The following is a 13,032-nucleotide window of genomic DNA, read 5'->3' as shown; positions in this document are numbered from 1 at the left end:
TTTCAGTCTTCCTCGAACGGGTCCCATTCGTCTTCGACCTCGGGCAGCGCCTCGGTTTCCACTTTGGCGGCACGTTCTTCCGGTGTTTCAATCCGCTTGATGCGTGCCTTCGGAAATTGCATGAGCACCGCCTGAACCAACGGGTGTTTCTCAGCCTCTGCTTTCAACGCCAGCTCGGCGGCGTCTCGAATCTCGGCGATGGTCGCAACCTCACCATCGGCCACAATCGACACAGCCCAGCGGTTGCCAGTCCATCGTTGCAGCGACGAACCCAGTCTCGCTGCCAGATCTGTGGGTGCGTTCTGTGTCGGGGTGAATTCGATCCGCCCCGGTTGGTAAGAAACCAGCCGCACCCCGTTTTCGACCTCGACCAGAAGTTTCACATCCCGATTGGTGCGGATCAATTCAACCACGTGGTCAAAACTCGGATACCGTGCCAGCGCCGATTGGATATCATGGGCCAGAGCGGCCGACGGCGCGCCGGCGGGGCTGCTAGTTGCGGACACGTAAGAAGATGATGTCGCTTGTACCGGAGCCTGAGAGGGCACGGCCATACCACCGCCAGGACCGCCATTCGGAGGCGGAGGCGGGTTGTCCTGCAGGCGCTTGATCAGCTCTTCGGGGCTGGGCAAGTCGGCAACATGGGTCAGGCGGATAACGGCCATTTCAGCAGCCATCATGGCATTTGGCGCGGCCGATACCTCTTCCAGCGCTTTCAGCAACATCTGCCACATCCGGGTCAAAACGCGCATTGGCAGGGCCTCGGCCATTTGCTGACCACGAGCACGTTCATCAGGGGAAACCGTCGGGTCCTCGGCTGCGTCTGGCGTGATCTTCACAACCGAAACCCAGTGCGTGATTTCGGCCAGATCGCGCAGCACGGATAGCGGATCGGCCCCTTCGGCATATTGCCCGCCCAATTCAGTCAGCGCGCTTGCTGCATCCCCTCGCAGGATCATTTCCATCAAGTCCAATACCCGGCCCCGGTCGGCCAGACCCAGCATCGCGCGCACCTGATCGGCGCTGGTTTCACCGGCCCCATGGCTGATTGCCTGATCCAGCAGCGAAGTTGCGTCGCGCGCCGACCCTTCGGCCGCGCGGGTGATCAGCGCCAGGGCATCATCCGCGATCTGTGCCTTCTCAGCCGCTGCGATCTTATTGAGCAGGCCAATCATGTCCTCGGGTTCGATCCGGCGCAGGTCAAATCGTTGGCACCGCGACAGAACAGTCACCGGGACTTTGCGGATTTCGGTCGTGGCAAAGATGAACTTCACATGCGCAGGAGGTTCTTCCAACGTCTTGAGCAGCGCGTTGAATGCGCTGGTCGAAAGCATGTGAACCTCGTCGATGATGTAGATCTTATAGCGCGCACTGGCGGCGCGGTATCGGACCGAGTCGATGATTTCGCGGATATCATTCACGCCGGTTCGGCTGGCGGCGTCCATTTCCATCACATCGACGTGGCGGCCTTCCATGATGGCGACGCAATGTTCGCACTGGCCGCAGGGTTCGGTCGTGGGCTTGCCTTCGCCATCGGGGCCAATGCAATTCATGCCCTTGGCGATGATCCGGGCCGTGGTTGTCTTACCGGTACCGCGGATGCCGGTCATGATGAAGGCTTGTGCAATCCGGTCGGCCTCGAACGCGTTTTTCAGCGTGCGCACCATTGCGTCCTGACCGACGAGGTCAGCAAAAGTTTCCGGGCGGTATTTTCGCGCGAGAACCTGATAGGCGGGGCTGGGCGTGTCGGTCATGTCTGCTCTGTTGGATTCGTGTCAGGTTTGCAGAGTAGAGACCCCCGCCGCCCGCGTCCACCGCGCGCGAAAAGGAATTTCGTTTTGGCAAGTTGCATCAGAGCCGGTAAATCATGAGGGGCCTCAGCCCCATGTGGTGATGCAGGAAAAGGAGCAGTGTTGGAGAGATTTGCAATTCACCCTCTTGGATTGGGCAAAGGGCAGATCGCTCTGTGCCCACTGCCGGGTGTCACGGGCGATTATGCTGGAGATTTCGCAGTAATCCGAGATTGGGCGCCGGACCTGGTCATCTCGATGACTACTCTGGATGAGTTCCAGCATTCCGCCGGGTTGTCATTCGAGGCGGACCTGCAGTGCGAACGGATTGCCTGGGTCCACCTTCCGGTCTCCGATTTCGGCGCCCCCACGCCTGAGGTTGAGGCGCTTTGGCCGCAAGCCAGCGCCGCCGCCCAACATGTCCTTGCCAGTGGCGGCAAGGTGCTGGTGCATTGCCGCGGTGGGTGCGGACGCTCGGGGATGGTTGTGATGCGGCTAACGGTGGAATGCGGCGAAGCGCCTGACCAAGCGCTTCGGCGGTTGCGTGCAGTGCGGCCCTGCGCGGTGGAAACCAAAGCGCAAAAGGACTGGGCCGGGTTGCCGGCCCGAACCCTTCCCTGAATCAGGCAGACACTTGATACGGAATACTGTCGCTGCGCGGCGGCAGGGTCGAAACGTCGAGCATCGCACAGGGTGGTTCTGACAGAAAACCAGCGGATTTCTGGATGAACTCCGGCCCGAACATCATGTCGCCATAGGCGTCCAGCTTTTCTGTCGGCGTGTCTGTGCTGGTGCCGCAATAGACCCTGATCTGTTCTGATTGGGCCCGAAAACGGGCCGTGCAGCCTTCGGTGCAATGGGTCAGATCGCTGGTACCTTCGACCTCGAATGTTTTGGATGTCGCAGGCGTTGCCGTCGCCATCGCCTCGGCCATGGCGCGTGCCATTCGGGCAAGGGCGGGGCAGGGTTTCCCGGTCCTCTGACAGACGGTTGCGGTGAATTCGTGTGTTTTTGTCTTCCAGATCATAATGCGCCCTCCGCGCGCAGGACGGAGGGTGAGGATCAGGTGTGACAGCGCGCTGACGACCTGCCCGGACACCCCGCCCGAGTTTCGGTTTCGATACGATGGCAGGTCTCCTGACTTGCGGGTCGTCGCTTTGCCGACCTTCCCAGCCCTGGGGCCAGTGGTATTTCGGCATTGCTCACCGCTTACAGTTGCGGGGGCAGTCGCGGAGTTGGCCCTTTCCGGCATCGCCGGGGCAGACCGCACCGTGTTCCCTTTTCATCCCGCCCCAATTCCGGGGCAAGAACCATCACCACATCGCTAGCGGCTATGCAGACCCCGAGTCAAGCCACCTGTTGGGGTGCAAACCGGACGTTTGGTCATCTTGATGAAATCTTGACTCTGGTGGCCGAAATCGGGCCGATTGTTGAGTGAACCGAGTAGTTCAGAATTTGTCGGAAGCGCCATGCTTGATACCACGCCCTGCGTCCAGACTAAGGACTTTGATTTTGCCTCAGGCTCTGCCAGCCTGTCGGCGCGGCTGTATCTGCCTGAAACCCAGCCGAAGGTCGCCGTGGCGATTCACAGCGCAACTGCAGTGCCGCGCGAATATTACCAGCATTTTGCCCGTTGGCTGGCCGCCGAACAGGGTATGGCCTGTCTGACCTATGACTACAGCGATTTCGGGCATTCGCTGCGCGACAAACTCAAAACCTCCGAGGTGACCATGGCGGATTGGGCCTTGGTCGACATGCCCGCCGCACGGGCTGAGATGCGCAGGCGGTTCCCGGACGCTTTGCAGTGGAGCATCGGTCATTCCCTTGGCGGCTTGCTGGGGCCGGTGCAGCCAGACATTGATCAGATCGACCGGATGATCTGTGTATGTTCGGGGCTGGTTACTCTGTCCGACCATCCCTGGCCCTATCGCGGGCTGGCGTGGATGTTCTGGCATGTGCATGGGCGTCTGGCAGTGAATGCGCTGGGCTATCTGCCGGGCAAAGCGGTGGGGATCGGTGCCGATTTGCCTGGTCCGGTCTATTGGCAATGGCGTAGCTGGTGCACGGCGCCGCAGAATTATGTGCCGCAGATCGGTGACGCTCTGCCCGAAGCGAGATGGGCGCAATCGAATACGCCGGTGGACCTGTTCACCTTCGAGGACGACCAGATGGTGCCGCCAGACGCTGTCTGGCGGCTTGCCGATCTGTATGGACCAAAGGCGCGGCGACATCTGTTGTCTCCGAATGAATTCGGAGCGCCTGAGATCGGTCATATTGGCGCTTTTGCCCGCAGAAACCGGGCGGTTTGGCCCCGGTTGATTGCCTGAAAACGAGGCGCCTTTCTGTCACGCTCAGTGTCTGCTGCGGGACTTTTTGTCATTCATGACGGATCGCACCATTTTGCCAAAGGCTTTGTCACGTGCCCGTGACTGCGCGAGGGTTTCGGAATTCCTCTGATCTTCGCGCCGAAGCTTGTGCCAGCGCGCCAGCCGGTCGGGCTCAATCACGCCATTGGCAATCGCCTCCTGTACAGCACAACCGGGTTCGGCCTGGTGCTGGCAATCTGAGAACCGGCACCTTGCAGCCAATTCTAGAAGGTCTGAGAAAACCTCATCCACGCCGTCTTGGGCATCCATCAAACGCAGGGCGCGCATTCCTGGCGTATCAATCAGCCACCCCCCGTTTCGCATCGGGTGAAGCGCACGATGGGTCGTGGTGTGGCGACCCCGTGCGTCATCCTCGCGGATCCCCGCCGTTGTCCCGGCCTGACCAGTCATGGCGTTCGCCAATGTGGTTTTGCCGACACCGGATGAGCCGACCAAAGCAGCAGTTTGCCCGGAAGGGCACCAGGACAGGATCGGATCAATCTCTGACGCCTCCAGCGCGTTGACGGTTAGAACGGTCAGAAACCGAGCCAGCGAACTGGCCTGACTGGCATAGCTCTCTGGGTCAGGGCAGCTGTCGGCCTTGGTCAGGACAACAACCGGATAGCACCCGGCCTGATGCGCCAGCGCCAGATAACGCTCAAGCCGTGCCAGATTGAAATCGGCATTGCAGGAACTGACGATATACAGCACGTCCACATTCGCCGCGATCAGCTGAACCTGCGCACCGGTGCCTGCGGCCCGGCGTTGCAAGAGGCTTTTGCGCTCCAAAAGATGCCGAATGCGGTTTTGATCATCCGCAAGGATCCAATCGCCAACCGCAAATTCGCCGGTTGATCGGTCAGGGGTCAGATCAGATGTGTCGCCCAGCGCATTCAGGCCGATCAGGCGATCACGATGGACGGCGTTGATGCGATGCGGTGTGCAGGTAGGGTTCACAGCATGTTGGGCTGCAAAATGAGAGGACCATCCCAGGTCCGAAAGTGTTTTGGACATTGTTCTGCCTGTGTTCAGATACAGGAAACCATCAGGGTGGCAGGCGCGCACCCATCGGTAACATGTTCAGGCAAGAGCGGGGGTTAGTCCCGGAAACGCTCTGCCCGAAGGGTCATTGCTACAATCATAAAGTCCCTCCTGCGGCAGTCGTTGCGCGTAAGTGAGAGGTTGGACATCGACCCAAGCGGGGCTCGTTGTGGCTGCTTCCTTCCGGATCTGACCAGGTTGGCGAGGCGCTCGCCCGCGCCAACCTCTCGAGGGTGGATATAGGCAGTTGGCCGGAAAAACACAACCCGTCAGAAGGTCAGAAGAATCCGTAAAAAGCCATTTTCGTCGGTTCCAAGGACTTGTGGATCAAATTCCTGAATGTCCTGCAGATGTCGGTGGGCATTTGGACCGGTGCGTAAGATCGCCTGCGTACCAGTGTTACTGGTGATTCTGAAGGGTTTCTGGGCCTCTTCCAGCGGATCGCTGACCAAGGTGCCTGACAGATAATCCAGCAGGGCTTGCTGGACCGGCAGGATGGGCATGTCGATACGTTGCGCATTACCCGCAAATGGGAAATGCCCGCCCCCGCTGGCGCGATAATTGTTAAGCGCGACGGCAAATTGCTGATCCGGTGCAATGGGGGTGGCACCGACCAGAACCTCTGAAACGCGCCGGTTTTCGGCGTTGATCAAGGTGCCCATATCGTCGAAACGCGGAGGTTGTGTCAGATCAATTCTGCAGGACAGCCCGTATAGCACATCAAAGTTGTGACCCACCCGATTTTCGCAAATAAGTTCGGATGCAGATCCGGTCGAAATCTGGTTGAAAACAGCTGCGGACATCTCAAGCCAGTCCACGATTTGATCACCGGATACAATGACACCCTGCAATTCGTTTGGAAAAACATGCAGGTCAACCACGTTACGCAGGAATATCTCGCCAGGCTTAACATCCGTATAGAATCGCGGCCCGGCCCGACCGCCGAATTTCGAAGGTGAAACCGCCGATAAAATCGGAATGTCTGCCAGGTCGGTTTCGGACATACACAGACGTAACGCGGCAGCCTGGGCGGCGGCGACCAGCCTCAGCCCACGGTCCTCGGTGCAAAAGCTGAAATAGCTGTGCAGATGGTGCGGGGTGCGCCCGACCGGCTGGCCCGCTCGCCTGCGGGTTTCGGCATGACCCGAGGAAAACAGATGCAACAATTCCGGATCTTCAGGCGCCAGTGATACGATTTCGTCGGGATGCCCCGCAGATATCGGTCGCAGCGTCGCCTGGGCTTCGCCAGCGGTCCAGCCGCCGCGCTCTGCCGAGTGAAGCTTCAGGTCGATCACCCCCAGATGTGATCCGGCCGTTCCGGGTAAGACAACTGGTTTGCCATGCACCAGAGTGTTTTCAGAGCCGGCCTTGGCGGGATAGGTCAAATGGGAATGACCAGCAATTATTGCGTCGATACCTTCGATTTCGGCTAGCGGAATAATCGCGTTTTCCATATTCTGTTGTGACCTGTCCGGTCCGAAACCGGTATGGGCCAACGCGATGATCAGGTCGCAATTTTCGTCTTTGAGCTTTCTGACTTTGTTTGCCGCACAAGTCAGGATGTCCTGAGTGGTAAGGGTGTCGTGCAGCTTGTGCGCCTCCCATTGCGCTGTCTGAGGCGGGAGGACCGAAAAAACCCCAATTTTCAAGGCCATAGGTGTCGGCGAGCCAGGGATCTGTTTGTGCAAAATGACATGATCTTGCCAGATCTGAGGCCCATTCGTGCGCAAGGCATTGCTGCTGAGCACAGGGCAGGGGGCGTCAGAGATAACCTGCTGTAAGAATTGAAGCCCGAATCCGAAGTCGTGGTTTCCCAGGCCAATCGCGTCATATCCCAGGCTGCCGAAGGCCTGCATCAGGATGTGCGGCGCATTGGCGGGATCGGCAGCCCAATCCCCCAACGGTGTACCCTGCAGAGCGTCTCCGTTGTCGAAGAGCAAGACGATATCTCCGTCTGCCTCAGCCTCGTTTCGCGCCTGCCGGATCAGGCTGGCCGTTCGGGTCAATCCGATCGTAGGTTCGTCTTGATCCGCGTAATAATCAAAACTGCACAGGTTCATGTGCAGATCGGTGGTCGCCAAAATCCGGATACCTACAGACTGATCAGACAAATGCGAAATTGTTTTTAATACTCTACTTTTGGCAGTTTTATGAATAACAACTTCAACAAAAAGCATAGTAAGTGCAAATTTTTTTATGCACTTGCGGTAATTTGACGGGATCGCCTCGGTTTTCGGTCGTGGAATTGTCGTTGCAACACCGAAGCTGTCATGGCAGCCCTGTGCAGGCGAACCAGAGGAATTTAAATGAAGAACGCGGAACAGGTAACGTTTGGTGGATCAGGGCTGGATCGTGCCGCACATCTTCGCGGAGACGTCGACACGATGGCAGCAGCGCGAGCACATCCGAAAGCGAAATGCCTGTTGCTGTGGCGCGGAAAGCTGCTGGTTCAAGGAGAGGCCCTTGATCAACTCTGCTTGTTACCTGTCTTGCATGAGCTGATCGCAAATGGTCCCGGTGGGATCGTCCCAGCGCCAGTATTGCTTGGTCTCTCGGATGAAGTTCCGGTTTTTGCCTTTGATATATCCGATTGGATGCCCGAGGGCGCTGACCTGTCCGAACTTGGGGCATTCTTCGACCGATCAGAGCAACAGCACCCGGATTTGCCTGAAGGTCAGGTTTTTGTCGAATTGCGCCGCATCATGGCGCGCCTTTCCTCACGTGATGCCGAACTTTCGGCTTCCGCCAAGGCGGTCATCGCCTGGCATGAAACCCATAGGTTTTGCGCCCGTTGCGGCGCCGCCAGCGAGATGTCGCAAGCAGGATGGCAACGCAGTTGCCCGTCGTGTGGGGGGCAGCATTTCCCACGCACCGACCCGGTCGTCATCATGTTGATCACATATGGGAATTCGGTGCTGATGGGGCGATCCCCGGGATGGCCTGAAGGGATGTATTCGCTACTGGCCGGATTTGTCGAACCCGGAGAAACGCTGGAAGCGGCGGTGCGCAGAGAGGTGATGGAAGAGGCCGGTGTCCCCGTCGGGCAAGTAACCTATCTTTCCAGCCAGCCCTGGCCCTTTCCGGCGTCACTGATGTTTGGCTGTGCAGGCGAGGCATTGTCGCAAGAAATCACTATAGATCCGGTTGAAATCGAAGACGCTATATGGGTGGATAAGGCTGAAATGATGCAGGTCTTTGCTGGGGAACATCCCAGCCTTCTGCCCGCGCGCAAAGGCGCGATTGCGCATTTTCTGCTGCAAAACTGGCTTGCAGATACGCTCGACTGACAAAATACTGGGCGAATAGGCAAGAGAACGATAACCCACCATGCAATTCTCCGCACGTGAAGATATTCAGGCCCCTGTCAACGCGGTGTTCGAAATGTTTGCGGATTTCGAACGGTTCGAGCGGATGGCAATGCGCCGCGGGATCGAGGTCCGGCGTTTGTCAGGGCATATGGGCGTTGTGCCCGGTACATCCTGGGAGACCGAGTTCCGTATGCGCGGAAAGCCCCGGCGCGTGGAAATCAATATGGCCGAATGTGATCCACCGACCCATATGCGGTTCGAGGCGGCAAGCAAGGGAATGAATGGCTCAACCAGGGTCGAGTTTCTGGCCCTGTCGCAACGTAGAACCCGGCTGACCGTGGATATGTCGCTATCGGCCAAATCCCTGCCTGCACGGCTGTTGCTGCAATCGCTCAGATTGGGTCAGTCGCGGTTCCGGCGACAGTTTCAGGCCCGCCTCAGCGAATTCGCGCGGGAAATGGAAGAACGTCATCTGCACGGTTCTTGAGAATTCCGAGACAAGAGGCCCTGAATGTCTGATGTGATATTGCGCAGCGCTGTTGTGGATGACGCCAAAGGTATTTCCGAGGTCCTGCAAGAGATCGTGACCGCCGGTAAGCGCACCAAACCCAGCGATGAGAGTTTTGCCAAAGAGCATTACATCAGCCACTGCGGCAGCATCCAATGCACCGTGGCGGTGCAGGGTTCACAGGTATTGGGCTTTCAGGCGCTGATACTGGCCGTCGACGGAAACACTTATGGCGTAACAGCCGGTTGGGGCATCATCGGAACACATATACGCCCGTCAGCCGCGCGCATGGGGGTCGGGCGGGCCCTGTTTCAGAAAACGCTGCTGGCGGCCCGAGCCGCAGGTCTGCCTGCAATAGACGCGACCATTGGAGCGCAAAATGCCGAAGGCCTGGCCTATTACGCGGCCATGGGATTTGTCGGTTACCGGTCACATGAAGGTGCGGTGTGCAAGAAATACCAGTTAGCCTGAGCTAGCCGCGCGGCTGGACGGCTGGATACACGCCCAGAATCTCAACATTGGTGGTGAAATGTTCCAGCTCTTCCAGGGCCAGTTGTACATTGCGGTCATCTGGGTGCCCGACAATATCCGCATAGAACTGCGTGGCCGTGAACGACCCGTCGACCATATAGCTTTCCAGCTTGGTCATGTTGACACCATTGGTGGCGAAGCCGCCCATCGCCTTATACAGCGCGGCCGGGATGTTGCGGACCTGAAACACAAAACTGGTGATCATCCCATGCGCCCCGCGCCGCGACAGATCCGCGTCGCGTGACATGATCAAAAAGCGCGTGGTGTTGTCGTCGCTGTCCTCGATATGGCGGGCCAGGACGTTCAGGTTATAGATCTCTCCGGCCAACTCGCTGGCCAGCGCAGCAGAATGCAGTTCGGCGGCCTCGGAAACCTCGCGCGCGGCGCGGGCATTGTCCGGGCTGACGCGTCCCTGAATGCCGTGCTGCTTCAGGAACCCAGCGCATTGTGGCAGCAGCACCAGATGCGAATGCGCTTCGGTGATGTCGCTCAGCTTGGCACCGGGGACGGCCAACAAATTGATGTGTACGCGAACAAAAGCTTCATCGATGATATGCAACCCGCTATGGGGCAGCAGGCGGTGAATATCGGCCACCCGCCCATAGGTCGTATTTTCGACCGGAAGCATCGCCAGGTCTGCTTTGCCGGACCGAACTGATTCGATCACATCCTCAAATGTGCGGCAGGGCAGGGCCTCCATATCGGGACGAGCGTTTCGGCATGCCTCGTGGCTATAGGCACCGGGTTCTCCCTGAAATGCGATACGTTTTGTCATTTGGTCGATTCCGTGCAACAAGTTCCAGAATTGGGCGTTTAGTCGCGGTGTCTATACCTTGCCTCTTGTAAGGGGAAGCCTTAGACACCCCGCAGACAGCTGAAATGGACTCGCGATCAATGTTCGAAACGATGACAGTTACCAAGGCCGCAGCAGGCCTGTTTGGCACCTTCCTGGTGCTGCTTCTGGCCAAATGGGCCGCAGAAGAGCTTTACCACGCCGATGCCCATGGCGAGACGGCTTCGTACATCATCGAAACCGAAAGCGCAGGCGAAAGCGCCAACGGTGAAGAGGTAGTATTTGAAGAGCTGCTGGCCGCCGCCGACGTTGAAAAAGGCGCCAAAGTTTTCCGCAAGTGTACCGCGTGTCACAAGCTGGAAGACGGTGCAAACGGCACAGGCCCCTATCTGTATGGTGTCGTTGACCGCCCTGTCGCAACGGCCAGCGGTTTTACCGGCTATTCGGCACCGATGCAGGCCCATGGCGGCAACTGGACACCCGAAGCACTGGATGCCTTCCTGACCAAGCCAAGCAGCTATATCTCGGGCACATCCATGAGTTTTGCTGGCCTGAAAAAACCGCAGGACCGTGCCGATCTGATTGCCTATCTGCAGACAATCGGCAACTGATGCCACACCGGCACATCTGAAATTCAAAGCCGCTGCCCCGTGCAGCGGCTTTTTTTGTATGAAGAAACCTTCACAATGCGCTCACGCATTCTAAACTTGAATCAGTCAACGCTGGACCTTTAGCTTCGTTCAGGCGCAAGACTATAAGAAGTGACGCAACAGGGGATGAGCCAAATGGAATCCAACCGACAGATTGTTCAGGCACGTGCATTGGATTTCAGAGGTTGGTTGACCATACCGATAACCGGCTTTTTGCTGCTTGCGCTCATGACCTCTCAACTGTTTGCCGAAGAGACCATCATCAAAAGACACGGATTCTCGGAATTTGGCGATTTGAAATACCCTGAAGGGTTTGCCCATTTCGACTATGTAAATCCTGATGCGCCGCGCGGCGGAGAGTTATCTTATGCAGCGCAAGGGACATTTGACAGTTTCAACCCCTATACGCGGCAGGGACGCGCGGGTGCGCGTTCTGCGGATCAGTATGAATCCCTGATGGTCGCGTCCTATGATGAAACGGCCACTTACTACGGTCTGCTGGCAGAAAGCCTTGAATACCCGGAAAGCCAGGATTGGGTCATCTTCAACATGCGACCTGAGGCGCGGTTTTCCGATGGAAGCCCGGTGACTGCCGAAGATGTTGTGTTTTCGCATAATCTGCTGCTGGAACAGGGGTTAAAATCCTATGCCGACGCCGTCCGCGAGATGATTCCGCGTGCCGAAGCGCTGGATGATCATCGGGTTAAATTCTACTTCGCACCGGATATCCCGCGCCGTGGCCTAATAAGTCAGGTTGCCGGGACATCTGTGTTTTCCAAGGCCTGGTTTGAGGCAGACCCTGAAAACCGGCGGCTCGACAAATCCCGGCTTGAGCCCGGTATCGGATCCGGACCTTATGTTTTGGACAGCTATGACATCAACCGGCGCATCGTCTACAAGCGCAACCCGGACTATTGGGGCGACCACGTTAATGTGAATATTGGCCGCAACAACTATGACTCCATCCGGATCGAATATTTCGCGGACTCGATTGCTGCGATGGAGGGGTTCAAAGCGGGCACGTTCACACTGCGCCAGGAAAACAACTCGAAAAGCTGGGCAACGGCCTATGATTTTCCTGCCATAGCAAACGGAACAGTGGTTCGGGTAGAGCTGGAAGACGGGGATGTCCCCAACGCTTCGGGCTTTGTCATGAACCTGGACCGGCCGCAATTTCAGGATCCCAAGGTGCGCGAAGCCGTCCAGTTAGGGTTCAACTTCGAATGGACGAATGAAAGCTTGCAATATGGCCTGTTTCAGCAGCGCGACTCATTCTGGCAGGGAACTCACCTAGAGGCGACGGGGCTGCCCGAGGGGCGTGAACTGGAGGTTCTGCAAAGCCTGGGCGATGCGCTGGACCCTGCGGTACTGACCGACCAACCGGTCGTTGCCCATGAATCCCGCGCCGAGCGTCAGAATGATCGTCGCAATCTGCGCGCCGCGATGAAGCTGCTGGATGAGGCCGGTTGGCAGGTGGGCGAAGACGGTATCCGCCGCAATCAAAACGGTGAAGTACTAGCCATAGAATTTCTGTCAGACCAGCCGACTCTTGATCGTATAATCCAGCCATTTGTCGCTAACCTGAGGACGATGGGTATCGATGCGACCTACAATCGTGTGGACAATGCGCAATTCACCCTGCGCCGCCGTGACCGGGATTTCGACATGATTTTCGGCGGGTACCCAAGTTCGCTGCAACCTTCGACGGGACTGTACCAGCAATTCGGAACCGAGGCGGCATCGTATTCCGTATTCAACCCGTCCGGTGCGCACGGCCCGGATATTGAGCCACTGATCGACAACATCGTGGCAGCAACCAACAGCGAAGAGTTGTTTGCCAATGTCCGCGCCCTGGACCGTGTTCTGCGGGCTAAGCGGATCATGGTGCCCACTTGGTATTTGGGCAAATACTGGGTTGCCTATTGGGACATGTATGAATACCCGGAAAACCTGCCGCCTTATTCATTGGGTGTCGAAGACCTGTGGTGGATCAACGCCGAGCAGGAAGCCCAGTTGAAATCCTCCGGCGCCTTGAGGTAATCCGC

The 13,032-nt window shown here is 57.7% G+C and carries 12 protein-coding genes, 1 other RNA gene and 1 riboswitch; of the genes, 7 read left to right on the top strand and 6 right to left on the bottom strand.

The features are described 5' to 3' along the window. Positions 1-2 precede the first annotated feature (2 nt). Positions 3-1,754, bottom strand: a complete 1,752-nt coding sequence (locus AC2FFB_RS12580; protein ID WP_496874975.1) for a DNA polymerase III subunit gamma/tau — start codon at positions 1,752-1,754, stop codon at positions 3-5. Positions 1,755-1,910: 156 nt separating this feature from the next. Here AC2FFB_RS12580 and AC2FFB_RS12575 point away from each other — a divergent pair, with 156 nt between their 5' ends. Next, on the top strand, positions 1,911-2,411 hold the full coding sequence (locus tag AC2FFB_RS12575) for a protein-tyrosine phosphatase family protein (RefSeq protein ID WP_496874974.1): 501 nt from the start codon (positions 1,911-1,913) through the stop codon (positions 2,409-2,411). Between the two features lies 1 nt (position 2,412). Here the strand turns inward: AC2FFB_RS12575 and AC2FFB_RS12570 are convergent, their stop codons facing one another. Next, on the bottom strand, positions 2,413-2,817 hold the full coding sequence (locus AC2FFB_RS12570) for a hypothetical protein (RefSeq protein ID WP_496874973.1): 405 nt from the start codon (positions 2,815-2,817) through the stop codon (positions 2,413-2,415). Positions 2,818-2,900: 83 nt separating this feature from the next. Then, a riboswitch (cobalamin riboswitch) is annotated at positions 2,901-3,120 on the bottom strand. A gap of 139 nt (positions 3,121-3,259) precedes the next feature. On the opposite strand from AC2FFB_RS12570, the gene AC2FFB_RS12565 reads away from it, so the two are divergent. Further along, the gene (locus AC2FFB_RS12565) at positions 3,260-4,117 is read left to right on the top strand and encodes an alpha/beta hydrolase family protein (protein WP_496713389.1); all 858 of its coding nucleotides are present in this window, start codon (positions 3,260-3,262) and stop codon (positions 4,115-4,117) included. A gap of 24 nt (positions 4,118-4,141) precedes the next feature. On the opposite strand, the gene rsgA is transcribed toward AC2FFB_RS12565, so the two are convergent. From rsgA to AC2FFB_RS12550, 3 genes are all read right to left on the bottom strand, one after another. Then, entirely contained in the window at positions 4,142-5,170 is a 1,029-nt protein-coding gene (rsgA, locus tag AC2FFB_RS12560; protein ID WP_281995395.1) for a ribosome small subunit-dependent GTPase A, read from the bottom strand. A gap of 158 nt (positions 5,171-5,328) precedes the next feature. Continuing rightward, an RNA gene (gene ffs, locus AC2FFB_RS12555) (signal recognition particle sRNA small type) lies at positions 5,329-5,427 on the bottom strand. Between the two features lie 39 nt (positions 5,428-5,466). Further along, the gene (locus AC2FFB_RS12550) at positions 5,467-7,308 is read right to left on the bottom strand and encodes a 5'-nucleotidase C-terminal domain-containing protein (RefSeq protein ID WP_496874972.1); all 1,842 of its coding nucleotides are present in this window, start codon (positions 7,306-7,308) and stop codon (positions 5,467-5,469) included. Between the two features lie 195 nt (positions 7,309-7,503). Here AC2FFB_RS12550 and nudC point away from each other — a divergent pair, with 195 nt between their 5' ends. From nudC to AC2FFB_RS12535, 3 genes are read left to right on the top strand one after another with little or no spacing between them, the layout of a single operon-like run. Next, positions 7,504-8,484: an NAD(+) diphosphatase gene (nudC, locus tag AC2FFB_RS12545; RefSeq protein ID WP_496713393.1), complete on the top strand. Its 981-nt coding sequence runs from the start codon at positions 7,504-7,506 to the stop codon at positions 8,482-8,484. A 40-nt stretch (positions 8,485-8,524) separates the two neighbouring features. Continuing rightward, positions 8,525-8,992, top strand: a complete 468-nt coding sequence (locus AC2FFB_RS12540) for an SRPBCC family protein (protein WP_142636970.1) — start codon at positions 8,525-8,527, stop codon at positions 8,990-8,992. A gap of 24 nt (positions 8,993-9,016) precedes the next feature. Further along, positions 9,017-9,484 carry a GNAT family N-acetyltransferase gene (locus tag AC2FFB_RS12535; RefSeq protein ID WP_496677811.1) on the top strand — a complete coding sequence of 156 codons (468 nt, stop codon included), beginning with the start codon at positions 9,017-9,019 and terminating at the stop codon, positions 9,482-9,484. A gap of 1 nt (position 9,485) precedes the next feature. On the opposite strand, the gene AC2FFB_RS12530 is transcribed toward AC2FFB_RS12535, so the two are convergent. Continuing rightward, a complete protein-coding gene (locus AC2FFB_RS12530) occupies positions 9,486-10,319 on the bottom strand; it encodes a prephenate dehydratase (RefSeq protein ID WP_142636966.1) in 834 nt (277 codons plus the stop codon). A 119-nt stretch (positions 10,320-10,438) separates the two neighbouring features. Between AC2FFB_RS12530 and AC2FFB_RS12525 the strand changes: the two genes are divergently transcribed. Both AC2FFB_RS12525 and AC2FFB_RS12520 read left to right on the top strand, forming a co-directional pair. Continuing rightward, complete coding sequence (locus tag AC2FFB_RS12525; protein ID WP_496875022.1) at positions 10,439-10,948, top strand: c-type cytochrome; 510 nt, start codon at positions 10,439-10,441, stop codon at positions 10,946-10,948. 174 nt (positions 10,949-11,122) lie between these two features. Continuing rightward, positions 11,123-13,027 carry an extracellular solute-binding protein gene (locus AC2FFB_RS12520; protein WP_496713396.1) on the top strand — a complete coding sequence of 635 codons (1,905 nt, stop codon included), beginning with the start codon at positions 11,123-11,125 and terminating at the stop codon, positions 13,025-13,027. Positions 13,028-13,032: the final 5 nt, after the last annotated feature.

The organism is Ruegeria sp. YTSA219 (assembly GCF_059609985.1).
Note: the sequence above shows the minus strand (reverse complement) of the source record. Positions and strands in the feature narration are given on the sequence as shown.